Genomic DNA, 21,555 nt, shown 5'->3' on the forward strand with positions numbered 1-21,555 from the left:
AAGATAGCCCCGTTTACCCACTGTTAGCGAGCATAACCGTTGTGATGGCGGGAATTAAGGCCGTTTGCAACCGCCGCGGTCAACAGATTTTTGACCATTTGGTCCAAGAAAATTCGCGGCCTGTCTCAGGTTAAATTGCATTCCATGACGATGGCATCAATTTTCTGATTATTTTCAACCGTATAGTAATTCTTGCGCGTGCCGCACACACGATACCCGCAATGCTTGTAAAGTGTAATCGCGGGCTGGTTGGCGATGGAAACATCCAGAATCGCCCGGATAGCGCCCAGTTTTTTGGCAGCCGCGTGCCATTCGACCATACGTTTCCTAGCCAGTCCCTGCCGCTGAACTGTGGGATGGGTGGCAATCGTCAGCAGTTCGGCTTCGTCTGCAATTACCTGGAAAAGGGCAAAGGACTGGGCATCACCTACGATATGGGTAAAGCGATTCTGCAGCAGCTCTGCAAACTCTGTGGCGGTCCAGGGGCGCGATTGTGTGAATGCTGCGGCGTGAGTATTTGCCAGTTCTTCGGGAGTCATCCGTCCAGCAACATCGGAGGTTGGTCCTTGGAGGGCGCCGCATCAGCGGGGCGTATGTAAAGAGGGGCGGGAGCCTCGGTCTTGGTCAACCTTCTTTGTGCAGCCACTCGGGCAATAGCGCAGACCTGAGCCTCGGGGTTGTCGTTGAACGTCAGTGTGCCCAGCGATTTTGCCTGATCAAGCTGGATCAGTGCCGGTTCCATATCAGGCCGCGAAACATAGACCTGATCTCTGGGCGCTCGGATCGCTGGCAACGCATCGCTGTCCAGGACAGCAAGCGCGTCAAAGCCCGATACGCCAATGGCCGGTATCCCCAGACCTAAGGCCAGACCCCGCGCGGCCGAGACCGAGATGCGTATTCCGGTGAAATTACCGGGGCCTATTCCAACGCCGATCGCTGACAGGTCGCGCCATGAGCATTGTTCTGATGACAGCACCTCTTCGAGCAGCGGCATCAGACGTTCGGCTTGTCCCCGCGACATGGGCTCGACACAAGACGCCACAATCCGGTCACCGCGCAACAAAGCGGCCGCGCAATGCGCGGCCGATGTGTCAAACGCCAGAATGAGTGGTTCAGACGGCAACAGGGCGCACCTCGGTCACTTCGGGAATGTAGTGACGCAGCAGGTTTTCGATCCCCATCTTCAACGTCAGGGTCGAGGATGGGCAGCCTGCGCAGGCCCCTTGCATGTGCAGGTAGACAACGCCGCGGTCAAAGCCGTGGAACGTGATGTCGCCGCCGTCCTGTGCAACAGCAGGGCGCACCCGGCTGTCCAGCAGGTCTTTAATCTGATTGACCACTTCGGCGTCCTCGCCGCTGTGTTCAGCATGGCCCGAGCCCGCATTGGCATCCGCACCCATGATCGGCTGGCCGGACTGGTAATGCTCCATCACCGCGCCCAGAATGGCGGGTTTGATGTGATCCCACTGGACGTCGTCCGCTTTGGTCACGGTTACGAAGTCATTGCCGAAAAACACTCCGGTCACGCCACTTACAGCAAAAATGCGGTTGGCCAGCGGCGATTTCTCTGCAGCCTCAGCCGATGGGAAATCCGCAGTGCCCGCTTCCAGCACGGTCTGGCCGGGCAGGAATTTCAGGGTTGCAGGGTTCGGTGTGGATTCGGTCTGGATGAACATGGCGCGGCTCCGTATCTGTTGTCTCTGATATGCGGGTCCGCGAGCTGGAAGTCAAGAATTGGAACGATTCTAAATTTAGGCAGCCAAGCTTATCGCGTCGTCCAACCGATCATCGCCCCAGAACAGCTCATCCCCGACCAGAAAGCTGGGCGCGCCAAAAATCCCTTTGGCCTGTGCGGTTTTTGTTTGTTCGATAAGCGCTGATTTGATCGCCGGATTCTGGGTCTGGGAAAGTAAATCAGCGGCAAGCCCGGCTGAGCTGAGGCATCCGGCCAAAACAGCCTCATCCGCGATGTTCTGCCGTTGGGCAAATTCGGCAGAATAGACGGCGCGCACAAAGGCAGCTTTTTGCCCCTGATCTTCAATCGCCAATGTTAACCTGGCCGCTTTCAAGCCGTTCTGCGGAAAAGGATCGGGCCGGACAAATGGCAAGCCGCGCTGGGCGGTCAGGCGTTCCATATCCCGCCACATGTACCGGCCTTTTGCCGGGTACAGATTGAACGGAGAATTGTCCCACCCTTGGGCGGCAAAGATTGGCCCCAGCAGAAAAGGCTGCCATTCGACCGAGACGCCCTGGCGGGTGGCAGCCTCTTCGATACGCATCGCGCTGAGATAAGAATAGGTCGAGGCGAATTCGAACCAGAATTGAATGCTGCGTTGCATCGGTGTGGCCTCAGGTAATCGCTTCGAGTTTTTCTTTGCTCAGATCACCAGGAACAATAGTGATTGGGATCGGCAGGCTGCCTGAGTTTTTGGTCAGTTGAGTCACCAATGGGCCAGGTCCCTTTTTGTCGGTGCCTGCACCCAGAACCAGAACGCCGATATCAGGATCGGATTGCACATGCTCGATGATCTGGGCAACGGGCTCGCCTTCGCGGATGGCCAGTTCAGGATCAACGTCCTGCTTGTCGCGCATCCATTTTGCGAAAACTTCAAAATGCGCATGGATACGCTCGCGCGCTTCTTCACGCATGACGGTGGCAACGCCGATCCAATGGTTGAATTCGTCCGGTGGGATTACCGACAGGATTGTTACGCCGCCGCCGGTATGGGCCGCGCGCATAGCCGCGAATCGCATCGCATTCAGGCATTCGCGACTGTCATCCAGAACCACTAGGAACTTGCGCATGGGTGTCCTCATTCATTTCCGGGGATCATGCCCGACTAGGTGCGTGCTGGCAACCAGAGCCTAACGCCCACTGGCGGCCCAGTCCCAATACAGGTCGCGTGCACGCCGGGCGATGGGACCGACCTGAAACCGGGTGTCCTCCAGCGCAGTCACCGGGGTGATCTTGCTCATGTTGCCAGTCATGAATACCTCGTCGGCCCCGTAGAAATCCTCGAAACTCAGAACCGCCTCATGCACAGCCACGCCGTCGGCCCGCAGGTTTTTGATATGTCGTGCACGGGTGATGCCGGCAAGGAAGGTGCCGTTGGGGACGGGGGTAAAGACCTCGCCGTCGCGGACCATAAAGATATTGGCGGTTGCGGTTTCGGCTACGTTGCCCAATGCGTCAGCCACCAGAGCATTCGAAAACCCGTTCGCACGTACCTCGTTCAGCATCCGTGCATTGTTGGGATACAGGCACCCGGCCTTGGCATTCACCACCGAGGATTCCAGTACCGGACGGCGGAATCGGGTCAGTCCCAGCGTGGCCGAGGCGGTCTCAGGCGCCATCGGAATCTCTTCCAGGCAGACAGCAAACCCGGTGCTGTTTTCCTGCGGTACGATCGCTGTCGCATCTCCGTCGATCCCCCAATACATCGGGCGGATATACACGGCCGCGTCGGGCGCATAGGTCTCAAGCCCTTCCAGCACGATCTCGACCATCTGGTCTGTGGTGACGGTGGAGGTCAGCATCAGCGCCTCGGCAGAGCGGTTCACGCGGGCGCAATGGGCGTTCAGGTCCGGGGTCAGCCCGTTGAAGAACCGCGCGCCGTCAAAGACGGATGATCCCAGCCATGCGCCATGATCCGCAGCGCGCATGATCGGTGCATCCCCATCATGCCATTGCCCGTTGAAATAGGTGCGGATGTTCTTGCCGACTGCCATGACGCCCTCCCAAGCTTTGCGGCAAACCTAGGAAGGCGTTAAGGCAACGTCCAGAGCCAATCAGCCCCGTTTCGCACCAACCATGCCCACAATGTCGTAGGTCTGCTGTAGGATCGGGGCTGCAATCGCCCGCGCCTTTTCTGCGCCATTGGCCAGAATGCGATCAATCTCGGCCTCTTCACCCATCAGGCGGGCCATTTCGGTCGAGATCGGAGACAGTTTGGCAACCGCCAGATCGGCCAGCATCGGTTTGAACTCGCCAAATTGCTTGCCGCCAACGTCGGCCAGAACCTGATCCGCCGTCTGATCGCTGAGGGCGGCGTAGATATTCACCAGATTGCGGGCCTCGGGGCGGTTGTCCAAGCCATCGACTTCCGAAGGCAGAGCGTCCGGGTCGGTCTTGGCCTTTCGGATTTTCTTGGCGATCGTGTCGGCATCATCGGTCATGTTGATCCGGGTCATGTCAGAGGGGTCGGATTTGGACATCTTTTTTGACCCATCGCGCAAGCTCATGACCCGAGTTGCCGCACCTTTGATGACGGGTTCTGTCAACGGAAAAAAATCGACGCCATAGTCATGATTGAACTTAGTTGCGATGTCTCGGGTTAGTTCCAGGTGTTGCTTTTGATCATCTCCGACGGGAACATGTGTCGCGTGATATACAAGGATATCTGCGGCCATGAGCGCCGGATAGGCGAATAGGCCCAACGATGCATTCTGCGCGTTCTTGCCAGCCTTATCTTTGAACTGTGTCATGCGCTGCATCCAGCCAAGCCGGGCAACGCAGTTAAAAATCCATGCAAGTTGCGCGTGCTCAGGAACCTGGCTTTGGTTAAACAGGATCGATTTTTCGGGATCTAATCCTGATGCGATATACCCCGCGCACAGCTCACGCGTTGCGTGCTGCAACTCTTTGGGGTCCTGCCAAACGGTGATCGCGTGCAAATCGACCATACAGTAGATTGTCTGATAGTCGGACCCTTGCATCCGGACCCAGTTCCGCAATGCGCCCAAATAGTTGCCAAGGTGCAGGTTACCGGATGGCTGTGCACCGGAAAACACGCGCGGCGTGAACTTGGAATCGGTCATCGAAGGGAACTCCCGTCTGGAAAAATCAGCCCCCGTCGCTTACCCATGAGGCAAAGGGACGTCAACAGCCGCGAAAGGCCCGCCCAATGAGCAGTGAGCATTATACACCCGCCGTGAACCCTCTGCCGCCCGTGGTGGTGGCTTTGTGTGTGTTCATCATGGGGGTTGAACTGGCATTTACTCTAGGTACGCGCGGGATCATTGGGGGGCCAACTGCTGTAGGCTGGCGCCTGGACGCTTTGCAGCACTATTCGTTTTCGCCGGATATCTTCGACTGGATGGTGGAAAACGGGCGCTGGCCGTTCGAGCATCTGATCCGCTTTGTCACCTATCCGTTTGTATCCGGTACGTTCACACAGGCCATCTTTGTCTGCGTCTTTGTGCTGGCCATGGGTAAAATGGTGGCCGAGGTTTTTGGCAGCGTTCAGATGCTGGTGATCTTTGTGCTGTCGGGCGTGGGTGGTGCGCTGGCTTATGCACTGTTGCTGGATCCGCGCTTTCCGCTGGTGGGTGGGTTCCCTCCGGTCTATGGGCTGATCGGAGCGTTTACGTGGATATTATGGCGCAAGCTGTCGCTGGTGGGCGCAAACCAATCCCGCGCCTTCAGCCTGATCGCCGTTTTGATGGGCATTCAGTTGTTGTTCGGCCTGCTGTTTGGCGGAACGCTGGACTGGGTGGCTGATCTGGGCGGTTTTGCCACTGGTTTTGCCCTGTCGTTCCTGGTTGCTCCGGGTGGGTGGGCGCGGATCGTCAGGCGTATTCGGCGCGACTGATCAGGATCGACGCAGAGCCTTTCTGAACTCGGAAAGTTTGAATGCACCAATCAGGTGGCCGAGCAGGAAATACGTGACTGCAGCAACGATGATCAAACCGAGCAGTGCCAGGTAACGCCAGCCTTCCAGGGCAAAGGCCCAGCCAAACAGCTCAATAGCGGCATACAAGACAGCTCCCATCCCCATGGACGCCGCAATGATCCGCCATGCCCTGTTCTTGAACCGGTCGTCAAACTGCGCTTCTTTCCCCATTTTTCGCGCGCCCAAGGCCAGCAGTCCAACCATGGCCCATCCGGCCACCGAGGCGGCAATCGCCGGCGCGAACCATCCCACCAACGGATACAGCCCGAAAGCCAGTGCAGCGTTCACGACCATCGCAAACACTGCATAGTGAAAGGGCGAGCGTGTATCTTCTCGCGCGAAATACAAAGGCTGCAACAATTTCTGCAGCATGAACGCGGGCAGGCCGATGCCATAGATCGCCACGGCAAGTGCGGTGGCGGCGGTGTCTTCGGGGGTGAACTGTCCGCGCTCGAACAGAACCGAGACCAGCTGGGTGGGGATGAGCACAAAGGCAACGGTCGACGGGATGGTCAACAGCAACGTAAACTCACCTGCGCGAGAAAACGCATCGCGGGCGCCCGATTTGTCCCCAGCGCGCAGGCGGCGAGATAGATCGGGTAACAGGACGATGCCGACGGCGATGCCCACGACGCCCAATGGCAACTGGTACAAGCGATCCGCTGCAAACAACCAGCTGACGGCCTTTTCGGTTTTCGAAGCAACCAGCTGGCCCACCACCAGATTGACCTGTGTAACCCCCATGGCCAAGGCGGCCGGAACCGCAATGCGGACCATGTTGCGCAATTCAGGGCTGAGTTTCGGCAGGCCCGGGCGGATACGGATGCCCGCACGTTCGGTTGCAATCCAGACCAGCGCTAGCTGCGCAACACCAGCGATGGGGATGACGGCGATCAGCCAACGGATGACTTCTCCGCCTGATATAGCGCCGGCGATCAGTGCTGTGCAGGCAAAGATGTTCAGTAAAATCGGCGCGGCGGCGGCAGCCGCGAAACGGCCGGTTGCGTTCAGCACGCCCGAGAACAGCGCCGCTAGCGACATGAAAAAGATGTAGGGAAAGACCACATATCCATAATCCACGGCAAGGTCGAAGCGGTCGTCACCGTAAAAGCCCTCGGCCGTCAGCCAGACCAGGCCAGGCATGAAAACCATCGCCAGCCCGACCAGCACCAGCACCGCCACGGCCAGCAGGTTGAACGCGTCCTGTGCAAAGCCTTGCGCGTTTTCCCCGCCTTCGAGCCGTTTGGAAAACATTGGCACAAAGGCTGCGTTAAACGCACCTTCGGCAAAGAAGCGGCGGAACATGTTGGGCAGGCGAAAGGCGGCGACGAATGCATCCATTACTGGCCCGGGCCCGATGTAGGCGGTCAGCAGGATTTCCCGCAGAAAGCCCAGAATACGGCTGGCCAGGGTCCAGAACCCGACAGTGAACAGGCCTGAAAACAGCCGGATCTGTTTCATGAGACCGCGCGCTCGGCGCCTTCGGAGATGGCCTTGCGCAGCTTGGCCTCAAGCCCGCGCTGCTTGCTTTCCGAGTGATATTTCAACCCAAACATATCCTTGACGTAAAAGGTGTCCACCACTTGTTCGCCATAAGTCGCGATCACCGCATTGGCGATATAGACATTGGCGGCAGCAAGCGTTCGTGTCAGATCATAAAGCAGGCCGGGCCTGTCCCGGGTATCGACCTCGATGATCGTGTAGATCTCGGACCCGTCATTGTCGAAGATGATATGGGTCGGCACGTTAAAGGCCCGTTCGCGTTTCTTGATCTTGTCGCGTGATTTAAGGGCATCCCGCGCCACGACCTCGCCTTTAAGGGTCTTGTGGATCATCTGTGTCAGGCGCGGCAAGCGGCTGGCCTCGAACGGGTGGCCATCGGCGTCCTGAATCCAGAACGCATCGGTGACATAGCCGTCCTTGGTGGTGTAACTGCGCGCATCAACCACATTGGCCCCGACCAGCGCCAAAGCGCCTGCGATACGGGCAAAAATGCCGGGGTGATCACCCATGGCAAAGCAGGCCCGCGTCGCGTCGCGGTCTTCATCCGGGTGCAGACGGATTTCCATCGCGCCAGCATCACCGCTGCGGTCCAGCTCTTTCAGCATCTCGGCAAATTCTACATGGGTCGAAAGGTTCAGGCCCTGCCAATAGGGGTCATAGTGCCGACCCGTCTCGGTTTTGAGGGCGGCTTTGGTCCATTCCGCCAGCTCGGCCCGCAACGCCTTTTTGGCACCGGCACCGCGATTGGCCCGGTTGAGGTCTTCCATCCCGGTCTCAAGCGCGCGTTTGGTTTCGGCATGTAGCGCCCGCAGCAGGGTGGCTTTCCAGTTGTTCCAGGTGTTGGGTCCAACGCCGCGAATGTCGCAGACGGTCAACACGGTCAGTAGGTCCAACCTTTTGACTGTCTTCACGGCCTTGGCAAAGTCGCGCACCGTGCGCGGGTCGGAAATATCGCGTTTCTGCGCCATGTCCGACATCAACAAGTGATAACGCACCAACCATTCCACGGTTTCTGAATCCGATTTGTTCAGACCCAGCCGAGGTGCAATCTTTCGGGCCATCTGTGCGCCTAAAATCGAATGATCCTCGGGTCGCCCCTTAGCAATGTCATGGATCAGCAGGGCAACATACAGAACCTTGCGATTGACCCCGCCCTCCAGGATTGAAGACGCCAGCGGCAGGGATTCCCCCAACTCTCCGCGTTCAATCTGGGCCAGATTGACGATGCACTGAATGGTGTGCTCATCCACCGTATAGCTGTGGTACATGTTGAACTGCATCATCGCCACGATGTGTTCGAACTCGGGCAGAAAGGCCGACAGCACCCCCAGTTCGTTCATGCGGCGCAGGGCGCGTTCCGGGTTGCCGTGTTTCAGCATCAGGTCGAGAAAGATGCGCCGCGCCTCTTTGTCTTCGCGCATGTCGTCATCAATCAGGTTCAGGTTGGCGCTGACCAGCCGCATCGCGTCCGGGTGGATCAGCATGCCGGTGCGCAGACCTTCCTCGAACAGGCGCAGAAGGTTCAGCTTGTCCGCCAGAAACTTGTTCGGGTCGGCTACATCCAGACGTCCATGGACGACCTTATATCCGGCTTTGATCCTGGGGCGGCGGCGGAAAATACGCTCTAGCAGAGGCGCGCCTTTCATATGCGTCGCCTCGAGTTTGGTCAGGAAGATGCGCGTCAGCTCGCCAACCTTCGTGGCCTCGCGGAAATAGCGCTGCATAAACACTTCGACCGCCCGACGACCGGCCCGGTCTTCGTATCCCATACGGGAAGCAACCTCGACCTGCATGTCAAAGGACAGTTGTTCGGTTGCGCGCCCGGTCACCAGATGCAAATGCGAGCGAACGGCCCACAGGAAATCTTCGGCTTCCACAAAAGTGCTGAATTCCTCGGGGGTGAACAGACCCAGCGGTACCAACTCGGCCACGTCCTGAACGCTGTAGATATATTTGGCAATCCAGTAGAGCGATTGCAGGTCGCGCAATCCGCCTTTGCCCTCTTTTACGTTGGGCTCGACCATATACCGCTCGCCCTGTTTCAGATGGCGCGCGTCGCGTTCCTGCAGCTTGGCCTCGATGAACTGGCGCTCAGTGCCTTTGAACAGATCGTCTTTCAGGCGCGTTTCCAACTCATTTGCCAGATCGGCGTCGCCAGCCAAATAGCGCTGTTCCAACATCGCGGTGCGAATGGTGAAATCCTCGGATCCCAGGCGCAGGCAATCCTTGATGGTGCGCGAAGAATGCCCGACCTTCAGTCGCAGATCCCACAGGATATACAACATGGATTCGATCACGCTTTCGGCCCAGGCAGTGATCTTGTAGGGGGTCAGAAACAGCAGATCGACATCCGAGGATGGGGCCATTTCCCCACGCCCATAGCCGCCCACTGCCAGCACGGCCATTTTTTCACCCTGTGTCGGCGTGGCCAGCGGGTGAAGCTCGCGACTGGCCACTTGCATCGCGGTGCAGACCAGCCCGTCGGTCAGGTAGGTATAGGAATGGGTCAGCCTCCGCGCGTCGAATGGATCGCGGACAAAGGCACCGGCGATTGCCTGACGACCGGATTTCTGGACGTTGCGCAAAATCCGCACGGTTTCGCCGCGCCTTTCGGCGTTATCAGATGTCTTGTCGAAGGCCTCTGACAGCAGTGCCATAACGGCTGCGCTGTCAAAGATTTCTTCGGGCTGGCAAATCAGGTCACCCCTTGGGATGAGTGTCAGAGCCAGCCGATCAGAATCCGGCGCCAGAGAAGCTTTGTGGGGCAGGGTCAATCACAACCACCTGTTTGTTCTGGATCGTGGCAATGGCCAGACCACGTTCATTCGTACCGTTGGGTCGCAGACGGAAGATACCGCCAACGCCCTGAAAACCGGCGTTCTGAGTTAGGGCAGATGCGGTCAGAGCGTCGGATTTGCCCTGGCTGACCAAGGCAGCAATCGCGGCTATGCCATCATAGGCTAGGCCACTGATCGGATGTGGTGCCTCGCCATATGTGTTGTTGTACCGCTGACGATAAGCCTGTGCCTTGGATGGGTCCGGCAATGCGAACCAGCCACCCTGAACGCCTGGCAGTTCCAGTGTTTGGGCCGGGATGTCCCAGCGGGTCAGGCCCATATATTGCGTGGTTGCCGGGGAGACGCCCGCTTCTGGTAGAAGCTGGGAATACAGCGGCAACGCCCCTGCAGTGGTCGAAGTCAGAAAGATCGAATCCGCCCCCGAGGACGCCACAGTAGCCTTGATTGTCGGCACCGAGTTGATGACCCCCTGCTGAGAGCGGTCATAGCCGACCGTGCCTGCATTACCCACTCGGCTGTTGCTCAGCGCGGTTGCAATAGCCGATTGTCCAAGCCGCCCGGCGGCATCGTTGCTATGCACGATGACCGTTCCGGTCTTGCCGCGCGAACCGGCATAGTTGACCAACCGGTTGGCGGTGTTTTCAAAAGTGGGGCCGAGCACGAAGACATTGCCGCCTGCGATGCTGGTATTGTTCGAAAACGACAGCAGGTTGACCTTGTTGTTCAGTACCGCAAGACCAGCTGAGTTTGCCGCCTGGGCGTAGACCGGACCGATGATTATCTTTGCACCGTCTGCCACGGCTTGCTGCGCGACTGTTGCGGCGGTACCCGAATTGCCCCGGGTGTCGTAGACCCGCAAATCAATCTGTACATTCTGCAGATCGGACATCGCCAGGCGGGCTGCGTTTTCAAGGCTGCGCGCCAGTTCAGCGTCCCCGGAATTTCCAGATCCAGCCGGAACCAGCAAAGCAACCGGTACAGGTTTTGAAGTGTTGATCGACGGGCCTCCGCCGATACTGCTGACGTCACACGCCGTCAGAATGGTCGCGGTGGCCAAGACGGCGGCTGCACGCGCCAACTTGCGAACGGGCTTGCAAACGGTAAACATCTAAATGAAAACTCCCTGATCCGGCGGCTTGGGATGCTGCCATTATTTGCGCCGCGATAATAGACGTCACGCTGTGAGGGTCCAGCTTTGAATTTTCAAAAAGTCAAATTGGGCACGGGCCTGTATTTTGTTGCCACTCCGATCGGGGCGGCGCGCGACATTACGCTCAGGGCGCTAGACGTGTTGGCGTCGGCGGACATGATCGCCGCCGAAGACACGCGCAGCCTGCGCCGGTTGATGGAGATTCACGGCGTTCCGCTCGAAGGGCGCCGCATTCTTGCCTATCACGATCACAGCGGTGCCGGTGCACGCGGCAAAATCCTGGACGCGCTGGCTGAGGGAAAATCGGTGGCTTATGCGTCCGAGGCCGGGATGCCGTTGATCGCGGACCCGGGCTATGACCTGGGGCGGCAGGCGGTCGAGGCGGGGCAAATGGTGACCTGCGCGCCGGGCCCCTCCGCCGCGCTGATGGCGCTGACGCTGGCTGGTTTGCCGACGGATGCCTTCTTCTTTGCCGGGTTTTTGCCCAATGCCTCGGGCGCGCGCCGGACGCGGATCGAGGCGCTGCGAGATGTGCCTGGGACGTTGGTATTTTATGAATCTCCAAAACGTGTGGCGTCCTGTCTGTCGGATCTGGCCGAGGTTCTAGGGGAAAACAGGCAGGCCGCGATGTGCCGCGAATTAACCAAGAAATTCGAAGAAGTTCGGCGCGGGTCGCTGGCAGAGCTGGCAGAAGAATTGGCGAGTCAGACGGTCAAAGGCGAAATTGTTCTGCTGGTAGACCGTGGCGCTTCGGAAACTGTTAACGATTCAGACATAGAAGAGGCTTTGATACGCGCCCTGGAAACTCATTCAGTACGCGATGCGGCGGATTTGGTGTCGCAGATGTATAAACTGCCGCGTCGACCGATCTATCAGAAGGCGCTGAAACTCGGGAAAGGGTAAGATGACCTCACGCACTGTCCGAAGTTCGGTTTCTTATCATGCGGGTCAGGCGGCGGAACAGCAGGTTGCGGCAGACTACGAGCGGCGGGGATATTCCATAGCACATCGCCGTTGGCGCGGGGCAGGGGGCGAGATTGATCTGATCGTCCGCAACGGTGACGGATTGGTTTTCGTCGAGGTCAAGAAAAGCACAAGCTTTGAGATGGCTGCTGCCCGGATCAAACGGCGCCAGATGGACCGTATCTGTGCCTCGGCCGCCCAATTTCTGGAAGGGGAACCCAACGGCCAGCTGACAAATGTTCGGTTTGATGCGGCTTTGGTGGATGCATTCGGCGCGGTGCAAATCATCGAAAACGCCTTTGATCAGGTCTGACCCCATTGAACCCCCGGCCTGGCTGGGCCATGTATCTGGCGTGAAACTGAGGGACACGCCATGAAAATTGCCTTTCAGATGGACCCGATCGGGGCCGTGGATATCAATGCCGACAGCTCATTCCGTCTGGCCGAAGAGGCACAGGCGCGCGGGCATATGCTGTTCTTCTACAGCCCTGACAAACTGGCTTATCAGGAGGGCCGGATCACGGCCCGCGGCCACGATATGACGGTGCAGCGCGTGGCTGGAAACCCGGCAGAATTGGGGCCCGAGCGCGAGGTTGATCTGGCCGAGTTCGACGTGGTCTGGCTGCGTCAGGATCCCCCGTTTGACATGCACTATATCACTTCTACCCACCTGCTGGACCGGCTTAAGGGACAGGCGCTGGTGGTAAATGATCCATTCTGGGTTCGGAACTATCCCGAAAAACTCCTGGTGCTGGATTTCCCTGATCTGACGCCACCGACAACCATCGCCCGCGATCTGCAGACGATTAAGGCGTTCAAAGAAAAGCACGGCGATATTATCCTGAAACCGCTTTATGGAAATGGCGGTGCGGGGGTGTTCCGGTTGGATGGCAACGACCGGAACCTGACATCTTTGCACGAATTGTTCACCGGGTTTTCGCGCGAACCTCTGATCGTTCAGAAATTCCTGCCCGATGTCAGCAATGGCGACAAACGGGTCATTCTGGTGGACGGTCAGGCTGTGGGTGCAATCAACCGTGTTCCCGCCAAAGGTGAAACACGATCCAACATGCATGTGGGGGGACGGCCCGAAAAGGTTGGTCTGACGGATCGCGATCTTGAGATTTGCGCAGCCATTGGACCTTTGTTGAAGGAAAAAGGGCAGGTTTTTGTTGGTATCGATGTAATCGGCGATTACCTGACCGAGATTAACGTGACTTCGCCAACCGGAATTCAGGAATTGGAACGGTTTGATGGCGTGAACATCGCAGAAAAGATTTGGCAGGCCATCGAAGCCAGGCTTTAAGATGCAATATTGGCGCTGATGCGAAAGCTCAGCGCCTCGGCCACATGGGGTCTTCGGACATCTGATGCGCCGTCCAGATCGGCGATGGTGCGCGCGACCCGCAAGATGCGGTGAAAGGCGCGCGCTGACAAACCAAATTTCTCAGCCGCTTTCAACAGCAGCTCTTTTCCTTCGGCATCCGGCGCGGCGATTTCTTCCAGCACATTGCCCTCAACATCCGCATTCTGGCGCGCGGACGTTCCAGTGTATCTTTGCGCTTGAACCGCACGCGCCTGCTCGACACGCGCGGCTACCGTGGCCGAACTGTCCCCGGATGGAGGCAGGTCAAGGTCGGTGAACCCGACCGGAGGCACCTCGATCCTCAGGTCGAACCGATCTATCAGCGGGCCTGATATGCGCCCCAGATAATCCTCGCCGCAGACCGGCGCACGCGAGCAGGCCCGCGCCGGATCTGTCAAGTAGCCGCATTTGCAGGGGTTGGCGGCGGCAACCAGCATAAAGCGGCAGGGATATTTCACATGCGCATTGGCACGTGCAATCATGACTTCTCCGGTTTCGATGGGTTGGCGCAGGGTTTCCAGGACGGTTCGTGGGAATTCGGGAAATTCGTCCATGAACAAAACCCCGTTATGGGCCAATGAGATTTCTCCTGGTTTGGCTCCTTTCCCTCCACCAACAATGGCCGCCATCGATGCCGTATGATGCGGTTCGCGAAACGGTCTGGTGCGGCTGATGCCGCCTTCGTCAAGCAGGCCGCACAGGGATTGGATCATCGAGGTTTCAAGCGCCTCGGCCGGTGTCAGGGGCGGTAAGATCCCCGGCAGGCGCGCGGCCAGCATGGATTTCCCGGACCCCGGCGTGCCGATCATCATCAGGTGGTGCCGCCCTGCGGCGGCAATCTCCAACGCGCGTTTCGCCCGCTCCTGCCCTTTGACATCGCGCAGGTCGCGGGTGCTGGGGGAAAGGTTGACCTCGCCGGGCAGGGCAGCGGGCAAAGGGGCTTGGCCCGAGAAGTGGCGGACAACATCGCCCAAAGATTCAGCGCCGATCACCTGAGTAGCGTCAACCCAAGCCGCCTCGGCGCTGGAGGCCCGAGGGCACAGCAGGGTTCGGTCCTCGGCCGCGGCGGTCATCGCGGCAGGAAGCGCCCCGACAACAGGCACAAGAGACCCGTCCAGTGACAATTCCCCCAGTGAAACGGCCCCTTCAGCCGCGTCCTTGGGAATGATTTCCAGGGCTGACAGCAGAGCAACCGCAATGGGCAGGTCGAAATGGCTGCCTTCTTTGGGCAGGTCAGCGGGGGATAGGTTGATGGTGATACGCTTTGACGGCAGGGCAATGGCCATCGAGCTTAGCGCGCTTCGGACGCGATCGCGGGCCTCTGAAACTGCTTTGTCGGGCAGGCCGACGATGGAAAAGGCAGGCAACCCCGGTGAAACCGCGCATTGCACCTCGACCGGGCGGGCGTCGACACCTTGAAAGGCGACTGTATGAGAACGAGCGACCATGAACGACCTGCTTGGTTAACAGGTCGTTACTGGCACGCCGCCGGTTTAGGAATCGTTAACGGCGCTGACCATCTGAGTGAATTTCGGCCATGCCTCCGGATCGGCGAGGGTTTTGTCGCGGCAGAACCGATTGCAGAATCCCCAGCGCTGACCGTCCAGGTCCAGAAAATCTGTGACGGGCTCTCCGGAATAGGGGCAGGTCTGGTTGACCGAGGGACCGCTCTGGGCGGCCACAGCAGACGATGCCCCGCCGATTGGCCAGGGATCCGATTGAAGGTCCAGCGAATACGGGAAAGGGTCGTACTGGACTGTCAGACCCATCGCACGCCACTGCCTGACAACCGGATCCGACAGGAGGGTCAGGCAATAGTCCCGGTTGGCGTCCGAAACAGGCAGCCCATAACCGATGATCCGCGCGGCAACGGGCGTGTAAAACACATCCACCAAAGAATATGTACCGAACAAAGGGCCGGTGTTCGCCCCAGACACTTGGCGCGCATGATCCCAAAGGGTTTCGATCCGGCGCAGGTCAGCAAGCGTTTCGGCCGCCGGTTCGAACCCCTTCCAACTATGAAGCAGCTGCATCGCGCATTCCCCGCGGAGGGCTGAAAACCCGGCCACCATCTCGGTGCAAAGCCACCGTGCAGTGGCGCGGGCAGCCGCGTCAGAGGGCCACAATCCGACCTGTGGGTGGCGCTCAGCCAAGGTCTCGGCCATGGCAAGGCTTTCACCAACCACAGTTCCGTCTGGCAGGCGCAGAGCAGGCACCAGACGCGCCGGGAACAGGGGTTTCATATCCTCGGCCATAGTGCCTGAATAAAGGCCGATCATGTGGTTTCGATAGGGCAGGTCGAACTTCTCCAGCATCAACCAACCACGCAAGGACCAACTGGAAAACAGGCGGTCTCCGATAAACAAATCATAGGTCATGGGTCTAGGATGACTCAGGCTATTCAATCCGTAAAACAGAGATTTGTGCGCGGCCTGATCACGGGCAGTGATTGATCCGACCGACCGACCAACGGTCGCCGTGATGGGTGATCTCCGTCACGGAAAGATTGTCGATCCGGTGGCCGAAAGCCTCTTGCGCGTCCACATCCATGGCACGCTGGACCTGTGTCAGGATGACGCCGAAATGGGCAACAATGATCAGGTCCTGGCCGGTGTGATCGCCAATCAACCTGTCAATAACCGCGTTGACGCGGGCTCGGACTTCATTCCAGCTTTCGCCGTTTGGCGGGCGAACTTCACCGGGATTGTCCCAGTAGGCGAAGGTTAGTTCGGGGTCTTCGGCCTCGATTTCCTCGAACCCGCGCAATTCCCAACTGCCAAAATTGATCTCTCGCAGGTCGGGGTGGTGGGGCAGGCGGTGCCGGGTGCCCTGTACCGCCGAAGCCGTGTCAACGGCACGGCACAGGTCGGATGAGATCAACAACCCGTTGGCCGGCAAGTAGCTTTTTAGCCGGCCAATGGCGGCGTGGTCGCTTAGGTCAGCAGGCAGATCGGACCAGCCGACCATGGTTTTGGCATGGGTCGGACCGTGCCTGACTAGATGCAGACGCGTCATGGCAGTTGCCCTTTCAACACCACAGGAAGCCCGGCGGTGACCTGAACCACCAGATCAGCCTGCGCGGCGAGCGCGATGTTCAGGCGGCCTTGCGCCTCGCGGAATTGGCGAGACAGGGCGTTGCCCGGGACGATCCCGTGGCCAACCTCGTTCGAGACGATGACGACCGGGGCAGGACAGTCTCGTAACGCATCAAGCAGTGCTGTCTGGGCCTGCTGCAGGTCGTGTTCCGCCAGCAGGTGATTGGTTAGCCACATGGTAGCACAATCTATCAGACAGATCTGATCCGGGGTCAGCTCGGCCAGCGTTGCGCCAAGGTCCAAGGGGGCCTCGATCGTGTCCCAACCGCTGCCGCGCTGTGAAACATGGCGCTTAACCTTATCGCGCATCTCATCATCAAACACTTGTGATGTGGCCAGATAAACGCGGCTTTTCCCTGATAAAACAACAAGTTGCTCGGCGAATGCCGACTTGCCTGAGGCTGCTCCGCCCAGCACAAAGGTTAAATCCGAACCCACGATCATTACCTTTTAAGTGATCCACCTGGTGTTGTTCTGCGTATCGACCATGGGTCGGCAAGGCAAGCCCGGGCCGCGCCAGCGAAAAAGGGAGATTTCCATGGCACTGGACAGCGCAAACGATTTCTCGATGTCGCGCAGGGCGATGAAGGCCGAGTTACTGGATGCAGAAACCGAGTTGAAGCTGGCCTATGCCTGGCGCGACCAGCGCGATGAAAAGGCGCTGCACCGGTTAATCACCGCCTATATGCGACTGGCAATTTCGATGGCGGCCAAGTTCAAACGTTATGGCGCGCCGATGAACGATCTGATCCAAGAGGCCGGATTGGGTCTGATGAAGGCCGCTGACAAATTTGACCCGGATCGCGGGGTTCGGTTCTCGACCTACGCCGTCTGGTGGATCAAGGCGAGTATCCAGGACTATGTAATGCGAAACTGGTCAATGGTTCGGACCGGGTCCACCTCTGCCCAGAAATCCCTGTTTTTCAACATGCGTCGCGTCCAGGCCCGGCTTGAACGCGAAGCGGCCACTGATGGGATGGCGCTGGACCGTCACCAGTTGCACCAGATGATAGCAGCCGAGATCGGTGTTCCGTTGCGCGACGTTGAGATGATGCAAGGCCGGCTGGCAGGGTCGGATTTCTCGTTGAACGCTGTGCAATCCACGGATGAAGACGGGCGCGAATGGATCGACGCGTTAGAGGATGACCGGGAACAGGCCGCTGAAACCGTTGAGAACAAGCACGACACCGAACAGTTGCGCGAATGGCTGGTGATGGCGATGCAGGCCCTCAACGACCGAGAGCGCTTCATAGTGCGCGAACGCAAGCTGCGTGAACCGGTGCGCACACTGGAAAGCCTGGGTCAGGAACTGGGCCTGTCGAAAGAGAGGGTGCGTCAGCTTGAAGCCGCGGCTTTTGTAAAAATGCGTAAGAACCTTGAAGCTCAATCGCGCGAGGTGCAACACTTCATCGCATGAAACAGATTGCGATTCTGATGTGTACGCTGATGGTTATGGCTGGGTCCGGTCATGCCGATGACCTGATCCCTGACGATGTCGCGGCAGCGATGCGAATGGCAGACGTTGTTTTGCTGGGCGAAACCCATGACAATCCCCGCCATCATCTGGTTCAGGAACAGGCGATTACATTGATCGACCCCTCCGCCGTAGTCTGGGAAATGGTCACCGAGGAAGGCGCGCAGCGCCTGGCGCAAAAAGCGGCGTCCGATCCCGAAGAACTGTCACGCATCCTGCGTTGGGCGGAATCCGGCTGGCCCCCTCTCAGCCTGTATTACCCGATCTTTCAGGCCACGGATGCGCCGGTCTATGGCGCAATGGTCCCGCGTAAGGCAGCGCGTACAGCGATGGAACGTGGCGCTGCAACTGCGCTGGGCGCTGACGCAGCGCGATTTGGGTTGACCATACCTCTGTCAAAGGCGGAACAGGCGGCGCGCGAGGCTGACCAGATGGCGGCGCATTGCGATGCGCTGCCGGAAAGCGCTCTGCCGCAGCTGGTTGCGATCCAAAGGTTGCGTGATGCGGTGCTGGCACGGGCCATATTGCGTGCCGTTGACGAAACCGGTGGCCCGGTTGCAGTTATCACCGGAAATGGCCACGCACGAAAGGACCGCGGTATTCCGACATTCCTGTCGCGTCTGCGTCCGGGTCTTAAAGTGTATGTCCTGGGTCAGTCTGAAGACGGTACGATCCAAGGGGACTATGATGCAGTCATCGACAGCCCGACCGCGGACCGAGAAGACCCCTGCCTGGCCTTTCAACCGCAGAATTAACCGCTGGAACTGTCGGGCGCGCTTGCCTAATGTCGGGGCCGACCGAGACGGGAAGGGCACAACATGCTGGCATCGAAACGGATTCTGCTGATCATTGGTGGCGGTATTGCTGCCTATAAGTCACTGGATCTGATCCGGCGACTGAAGGAACGCGGCGCCGCCGTTACGCCGGTCCTGACCCGCGCAGCAGAAGAATTCGTGACACCTCTGTCTGTTGCCGCGCTGGCCGGCGAGAAGGCCTATCGCGATCTGTTCGATCTGACCGATGAGGCCGAGATGGGGCATATCCAGTTGTCCCGCTCTGCGGATCTTGTCGTGGTCGCTCCGGCGACTGCGGATTTAATGAGCAAAATGGCAGGTGGGTTGGCGAATGATCTGGCCTCGACCCTATTGATGGCGACTGACACACCGGTTCTGTGTGCGCCTGCGATGAATGTCCGTATGTGGGATCACCCGGCGACGCGTCGTAATTTTGAACAGTTGCAGGCGGACGGCATTCGTTTTGTCGGGCCGAACGAAGGCGACATGGCCTGTGGCGAATATGGTCCGGGCCGCATGTCGGAACCGCTTGAGATCGTCGCCGCGATTGAGGCATCGCTGGGCAGCGGACCGCTCAGCGGTAAACGCATTCTTGTGACCTCGGGTCCCACGCACGAGCCGATTGACCCGGTGCGCTATATCGCGAACCGCTCATCCGGGGCGCAGGGCACAGCGATTGCACGTGCTCTGTCTGCGTTGGGTGCAGAGGTTGTGTTTGTGACCGGACCTGCTGAGGTTCCCGCACCCGATGGGGTCGAGGTTGTGCGGGTTGAAACAGCCCAGCAGATGTCAGACGCGGTGGATGCAGCATTGCCTGTCGATGCCGGGGTATTTGCCGCAGCCGTGGCGGATTGGCGGGTGGCCAGCGCGTCGGACCGCAAGCTGAAAAAGACGCGCGACGGTCTTCCGGCGCTGGATTTTGCTGAAAACCCGGACATTCTGAAGCGGGTCGCCAAGCTGGACGATGGACGCCCCGCGCTAGTTGTTGGCTTTGCTGCGGAAACCGACAACGTGATCGAACATGCGACCGCCAAACGCGAGCGCAAAGAGTGCGACTGGATCGTTGCCAATGATGTCAGCCCTGCGACCGGGATCATGGGAGGGGCCGAAAACGCGGTGATCCTGATTTCCGACGATGGGGCCGAGGAATGGCCACGCATGGGCAAAGACGCAGTGGCCGAAAAACTGGCACGCAAGATTTCCGACGCGTTGGCCGGTTAGACAAGAGGATATCCGATGGTAGCAATTCGTGTGATCCGTGAGGACGGGGCCGACCCTTCGGTGCCCTTGCCATCTTATGAAACCACCGGAGCGGCAGGCGCGGATGTGCGTGCAAACTTCCCGGGCAAGACACCGATCACGTTGCTGCCCGGTCAGCGGGCTCTGGTTCCCACCGGACTGCGGATTGAAATCCCAAATGGGTATGAGGTGCAGGTCCGGCCCCGCTCGGGCCTTGCGCTGAAATACGGGATCACGCTGCCCAATACGCCGGGTACGATCGACAGCGACTATCGCGGCCCTCTGGGGGTGATCCTGTTGAACGCTGGGCAGGAGAGCTTTGAAATCACCCATGGGGAACGTATCGCCCAACTGGTCGTCGCCCCGGTGGTGCAGGCGTCATTCGAGGCCACGGATACACTCAGCGATACTGACCGCGGTGCAGGCGGGTTCGGTTCGACCGGGCGCGGCTGATGTTACTTGTCCTGATCATCGCCGCAGCGCTTTGGGGGCTCGGCTATCTGGCTGGCGTGTCACGCAATGCACGGATGATTTCGGTTGGGGTGTTGTTGCTGGGGGTAATCTCGGCACAGCTGGTTTTGCCCCTTGGCAACCCCCTGCGTCAGGCCACGGGTGGTTCTGCTGCGACCTGGTTGATTTTGATTGGTACGGGGGTTCTGGTTCTGATCTATGGAAGGGGACTGAAAGCGCTGCGAAAACGCGCGGCGCCGGCCTCGAACAAGGAGCCAGCCATGCCCTCAGACAAATTCTCCGAGACCGAGCTTGACCGCTATGCCCGCCATATCGTGTTGCGCGAAATTGGTGGGCCAGGGCAGAAAAAGATGAAGCAGGCCCGCGTGCTTGTGATCGGCGCCGGGGGGCTTGGGGCGCCCGCTTTGCAGTATCTGGCTGCGGCCGGGGTCGGCACGATCGGGGTGATTGATGATGATGAGGTTGAGAACGCCAATCTTCAGCGTCAGGTGATCCACCAGGATGCGGATATCGGCATGCCCAAGGTTTTTTCGGCCCAGCAGGCCATGCTGGCGCAAAACCCGAATGTGGTTGTTCTGCCCTATCACCGCCGACTGACCGAAGAGGTCGCCACCGAGCTATTTTCCGATTTTGACGTCATCCTGGACGGAACTGATAATTTCGACACGCGCTATTTGGCCAATCGCACGGCGGTCGCGTTGGGCAAGCCGCTGATTTCGGGGGCTCTGTCGCAATGGGAAGGCCAGCTCAGCGTTTTCGACCCGGCCAACGATGCGCCTTGTTATCAGTGCATTTTCCCCGAGGCTCCGGCTCCAGGTCTGGCCCCGTCCTGCGCCGAGGCTGGGGTGATCGGCCCCTTGCCTGGCGTCGTCGGTTCGATGATGGCTGTTGAGGCGATCAAGGTGATCACCGGGGCGGGTCTGGCACTGAGGGGTGAGATGCTGATTTACGACGCTCTCTATGGCGAAAGCCGCAAGATTACACTGCCTCGCCGTGCAGATTGCCCCGTTTGTGGCAAAGGATAACCCCC

23 protein-coding genes are annotated in these 21,555 nt (G+C 59.0%); 9 read left to right on the forward strand and 14 right to left on the reverse strand.

Annotated features, from left to right (window positions below; genetic code table 11):
- Window positions 1-125 precede the first annotated feature (125 nt).
- The 7 genes from AC2FHX_RS06620 to trpS form a co-directional block, all read right to left on the reverse strand.
- Window positions 126-539, reverse strand: coding sequence for a GNAT family N-acetyltransferase (locus tag AC2FHX_RS06620; RefSeq protein ID WP_282021630.1), 414 nt, complete (start codon window positions 537-539; stop codon window positions 126-128).
- On the reverse strand, window positions 536-1,123 hold the full coding sequence (gene tsaB / locus AC2FHX_RS06625; RefSeq protein ID WP_496700869.1) for a tRNA (adenosine(37)-N6)-threonylcarbamoyltransferase complex dimerization subunit type 1 TsaB: 588 nt from the start codon (window positions 1,121-1,123) through the stop codon (window positions 536-538). Before tsaB ends, AC2FHX_RS06620 begins: the two co-directional genes overlap by 4 nt.
- Window positions 1,113-1,676, reverse strand: coding sequence for a NifU family protein (locus AC2FHX_RS06630; protein ID WP_271948391.1), 564 nt, complete (start codon window positions 1,674-1,676; stop codon window positions 1,113-1,115). The genes tsaB and AC2FHX_RS06630 overlap by 11 nt, the downstream gene beginning before the upstream one ends.
- A gap of 75 nt (window positions 1,677-1,751) precedes the next feature.
- Entirely contained in the window at window positions 1,752-2,339 is a 588-nt protein-coding gene (locus tag AC2FHX_RS06635) for a 2-hydroxychromene-2-carboxylate isomerase (RefSeq protein WP_496700867.1), read from the reverse strand.
- Between the two features lie 10 nt (window positions 2,340-2,349).
- On the reverse strand, window positions 2,350-2,805 hold the full coding sequence (locus tag AC2FHX_RS06640; RefSeq protein ID WP_142635548.1) for a universal stress protein: 456 nt from the start codon (window positions 2,803-2,805) through the stop codon (window positions 2,350-2,352).
- Window positions 2,806-2,865: 60 nt separating this feature from the next.
- Entirely contained in the window at window positions 2,866-3,729 is an 864-nt protein-coding gene (locus tag AC2FHX_RS06645; RefSeq protein WP_496700865.1) for a branched-chain amino acid aminotransferase, read from the reverse strand.
- A 60-nt stretch (window positions 3,730-3,789) separates the two neighbouring features.
- Window positions 3,790-4,818 (reverse strand): tryptophan--tRNA ligase, encoded by a 1,029-nt coding sequence (gene trpS, locus AC2FHX_RS06650; protein ID WP_142635552.1) that lies wholly within the window; start codon window positions 4,816-4,818, stop codon window positions 3,790-3,792.
- A gap of 86 nt (window positions 4,819-4,904) precedes the next feature.
- On the opposite strand from trpS, the gene AC2FHX_RS06655 reads away from it, so the two are divergent.
- Entirely contained in the window at window positions 4,905-5,591 is a 687-nt protein-coding gene (locus tag AC2FHX_RS06655) for a rhomboid family intramembrane serine protease (protein ID WP_281995206.1), read from the forward strand.
- On the opposite strand, the gene murJ is transcribed toward AC2FHX_RS06655, so the two are convergent.
- The 3 genes from murJ to AC2FHX_RS06670 are packed head-to-tail and all read right to left on the reverse strand — an operon-like array spanning window position 5,592 to window position 11,081.
- Entirely contained in the window at window positions 5,592-7,133 is a 1,542-nt protein-coding gene (gene murJ, locus AC2FHX_RS06660; RefSeq protein WP_496700863.1) for a murein biosynthesis integral membrane protein MurJ, read from the reverse strand.
- Window positions 7,130-9,949 carry a [protein-PII] uridylyltransferase gene (locus AC2FHX_RS06665; RefSeq protein WP_496700861.1) on the reverse strand — a complete coding sequence of 940 codons (2,820 nt, stop codon included), beginning with the start codon at window positions 9,947-9,949 and terminating at the stop codon, window positions 7,130-7,132. The genes murJ and AC2FHX_RS06665 overlap by 4 nt, the downstream gene beginning before the upstream one ends.
- On the reverse strand, window positions 9,909-11,081 hold the full coding sequence (locus AC2FHX_RS06670) for a penicillin-binding protein activator (protein ID WP_142635560.1): 1,173 nt from the start codon (window positions 11,079-11,081) through the stop codon (window positions 9,909-9,911). The genes AC2FHX_RS06665 and AC2FHX_RS06670 overlap by 41 nt, the downstream gene beginning before the upstream one ends.
- An 87-nt stretch (window positions 11,082-11,168) precedes the next feature.
- Here AC2FHX_RS06670 and rsmI point away from each other — a divergent pair, with 87 nt between their 5' ends.
- The 3 genes from rsmI to gshB are packed head-to-tail and all read left to right on the forward strand — an operon-like array spanning window position 11,169 to window position 13,392.
- Window positions 11,169-12,026, forward strand: coding sequence for a 16S rRNA (cytidine(1402)-2'-O)-methyltransferase (rsmI, locus tag AC2FHX_RS06675; RefSeq protein WP_281995203.1), 858 nt, complete (start codon window positions 11,169-11,171; stop codon window positions 12,024-12,026).
- 1 nt (window position 12,027) lies between these two features.
- Complete coding sequence (locus tag AC2FHX_RS06680; RefSeq protein WP_281995202.1) at window positions 12,028-12,399, forward strand: YraN family protein; 372 nt, start codon at window positions 12,028-12,030, stop codon at window positions 12,397-12,399.
- A 60-nt stretch (window positions 12,400-12,459) separates the two neighbouring features.
- Entirely contained in the window at window positions 12,460-13,392 is a 933-nt protein-coding gene (gene gshB / locus AC2FHX_RS06685; protein WP_496696384.1) for a glutathione synthase, read from the forward strand.
- Here gshB and AC2FHX_RS06690 read toward each other — a convergent pair.
- Genes AC2FHX_RS06690 through cobU form a run of 4 tightly spaced genes read right to left on the reverse strand, consistent with a single transcriptional unit; the run spans window position 13,389 to window position 16,985 of the window.
- Window positions 13,389-14,900 carry a YifB family Mg chelatase-like AAA ATPase gene (locus AC2FHX_RS06690; RefSeq protein WP_496691773.1) on the reverse strand — a complete coding sequence of 504 codons (1,512 nt, stop codon included), beginning with the start codon at window positions 14,898-14,900 and terminating at the stop codon, window positions 13,389-13,391. The genes gshB and AC2FHX_RS06690 overlap by 4 nt on opposite strands.
- Before the next feature lie 45 nt (window positions 14,901-14,945).
- The gene (locus AC2FHX_RS06695; RefSeq protein ID WP_142635570.1) at window positions 14,946-15,830 is read right to left on the reverse strand and encodes a glutathione S-transferase; all 885 of its coding nucleotides are present in this window, start codon (window positions 15,828-15,830) and stop codon (window positions 14,946-14,948) included.
- Between the two features lie 58 nt (window positions 15,831-15,888).
- Window positions 15,889-16,467, reverse strand: coding sequence for a histidine phosphatase family protein (locus tag AC2FHX_RS06700; RefSeq protein ID WP_496700858.1), 579 nt, complete (start codon window positions 16,465-16,467; stop codon window positions 15,889-15,891).
- Window positions 16,464-16,985 (reverse strand): bifunctional adenosylcobinamide kinase/adenosylcobinamide-phosphate guanylyltransferase, encoded by a 522-nt coding sequence (gene cobU / locus AC2FHX_RS06705; RefSeq protein WP_271948371.1) that lies wholly within the window; start codon window positions 16,983-16,985, stop codon window positions 16,464-16,466. The genes AC2FHX_RS06700 and cobU overlap by 4 nt, the downstream gene beginning before the upstream one ends.
- A gap of 100 nt (window positions 16,986-17,085) precedes the next feature.
- On the opposite strand from cobU, the gene AC2FHX_RS06710 reads away from it, so the two are divergent.
- The 5 genes from AC2FHX_RS06710 (at window position 17,086) to AC2FHX_RS06730 (ending at window position 21,550) form a co-directional block, all read left to right on the forward strand.
- Window positions 17,086-17,964 carry an RNA polymerase factor sigma-32 gene (locus tag AC2FHX_RS06710; RefSeq protein WP_142635576.1) on the forward strand — a complete coding sequence of 293 codons (879 nt, stop codon included), beginning with the start codon at window positions 17,086-17,088 and terminating at the stop codon, window positions 17,962-17,964.
- On the forward strand, window positions 17,961-18,776 hold the full coding sequence (locus tag AC2FHX_RS06715) for a ChaN family lipoprotein (protein WP_142635578.1): 816 nt from the start codon (window positions 17,961-17,963) through the stop codon (window positions 18,774-18,776). Before AC2FHX_RS06710 ends, AC2FHX_RS06715 begins: the two co-directional genes overlap by 4 nt.
- 63 nt (window positions 18,777-18,839) lie before the next feature.
- Window positions 18,840-20,036: a bifunctional phosphopantothenoylcysteine decarboxylase/phosphopantothenate--cysteine ligase CoaBC gene (gene coaBC / locus AC2FHX_RS06720; protein WP_496700856.1), complete on the forward strand. Its 1,197-nt coding sequence runs from the start codon at window positions 18,840-18,842 to the stop codon at window positions 20,034-20,036.
- A gap of 15 nt (window positions 20,037-20,051) precedes the next feature.
- Entirely contained in the window at window positions 20,052-20,507 is a 456-nt protein-coding gene (gene dut / locus AC2FHX_RS06725) for a dUTP diphosphatase (RefSeq protein ID WP_496691767.1), read from the forward strand.
- Entirely contained in the window at window positions 20,507-21,550 is a 1,044-nt protein-coding gene (locus AC2FHX_RS06730) for a HesA/MoeB/ThiF family protein (protein ID WP_496691766.1), read from the forward strand. Before dut ends, AC2FHX_RS06730 begins: the two co-directional genes overlap by 1 nt.
- The last annotated feature ends 5 nt before the right edge of the window (window positions 21,551-21,555 follow it).

This window comes from Ruegeria sp. CDSC042 (genome assembly GCF_059610745.1).

Excerpts from the sequence above, each read along its gene's own strand:
- dut (WP_496691767.1), top strand. The coding sequence starts at position 20,052 with ATGGTAGCAATTCGTGTGATCCGTGAGGACGGGGCCGACCCTTCGGTG.
- AC2FHX_RS06700 (WP_496700858.1), bottom strand. The coding sequence starts at position 16,467 with ATGACGCGTCTGCATCTAGTCAGGCACGGTCCGACCCATGCCAAAACC.
- AC2FHX_RS06620 (WP_282021630.1), bottom strand. The coding sequence starts at position 539 with ATGACTCCCGAAGAACTGGCAAATACTCACGCCGCAGCATTCACACAA.
- coaBC (WP_496700856.1), top strand. The coding sequence starts at position 18,840 with ATGCTGGCATCGAAACGGATTCTGCTGATCATTGGTGGCGGTATTGCT.
- AC2FHX_RS06635 (WP_496700867.1), bottom strand. The coding sequence starts at position 2,339 with ATGCAACGCAGCATTCAATTCTGGTTCGAATTCGCCTCGACCTATTCT.
- trpS (WP_142635552.1), bottom strand. The coding sequence starts at position 4,818 with ATGACCGATTCCAAGTTCACGCCGCGCGTGTTTTCCGGTGCACAGCCA.
- AC2FHX_RS06690 (WP_496691773.1), bottom strand. The coding sequence starts at position 14,900 with ATGGTCGCTCGTTCTCATACAGTCGCCTTTCAAGGTGTCGACGCCCGC.
- murJ (WP_496700863.1), bottom strand. The coding sequence starts at position 7,133 with ATGAAACAGATCCGGCTGTTTTCAGGCCTGTTCACTGTCGGGTTCTGG.
- AC2FHX_RS06680 (WP_281995202.1), top strand. The coding sequence starts at position 12,028 with ATGACCTCACGCACTGTCCGAAGTTCGGTTTCTTATCATGCGGGTCAG.
- AC2FHX_RS06730 (WP_496691766.1), top strand. The coding sequence starts at position 20,507 with ATGTTACTTGTCCTGATCATCGCCGCAGCGCTTTGGGGGCTCGGCTAT.
- AC2FHX_RS06640 (WP_142635548.1), bottom strand. The coding sequence starts at position 2,805 with ATGCGCAAGTTCCTAGTGGTTCTGGATGACAGTCGCGAATGCCTGAAT.
- AC2FHX_RS06630 (WP_271948391.1), bottom strand. The coding sequence starts at position 1,676 with ATGTTCATCCAGACCGAATCCACACCGAACCCTGCAACCCTGAAATTC.
- AC2FHX_RS06715 (WP_142635578.1), top strand. The coding sequence starts at position 17,961 with ATGAAACAGATTGCGATTCTGATGTGTACGCTGATGGTTATGGCTGGG.
- AC2FHX_RS06645 (WP_496700865.1), bottom strand. The coding sequence starts at position 3,729 with ATGGCAGTCGGCAAGAACATCCGCACCTATTTCAACGGGCAATGGCAT.
- AC2FHX_RS06710 (WP_142635576.1), top strand. The coding sequence starts at position 17,086 with ATGGCACTGGACAGCGCAAACGATTTCTCGATGTCGCGCAGGGCGATG.
- AC2FHX_RS06695 (WP_142635570.1), bottom strand. The coding sequence starts at position 15,830 with ATGACCTATGATTTGTTTATCGGAGACCGCCTGTTTTCCAGTTGGTCC.
- AC2FHX_RS06655 (WP_281995206.1), top strand. The coding sequence starts at position 4,905 with ATGAGCAGTGAGCATTATACACCCGCCGTGAACCCTCTGCCGCCCGTG.
- AC2FHX_RS06670 (WP_142635560.1), bottom strand. The coding sequence starts at position 11,081 with ATGTTTACCGTTTGCAAGCCCGTTCGCAAGTTGGCGCGTGCAGCCGCC.
- gshB (WP_496696384.1), top strand. The coding sequence starts at position 12,460 with ATGAAAATTGCCTTTCAGATGGACCCGATCGGGGCCGTGGATATCAAT.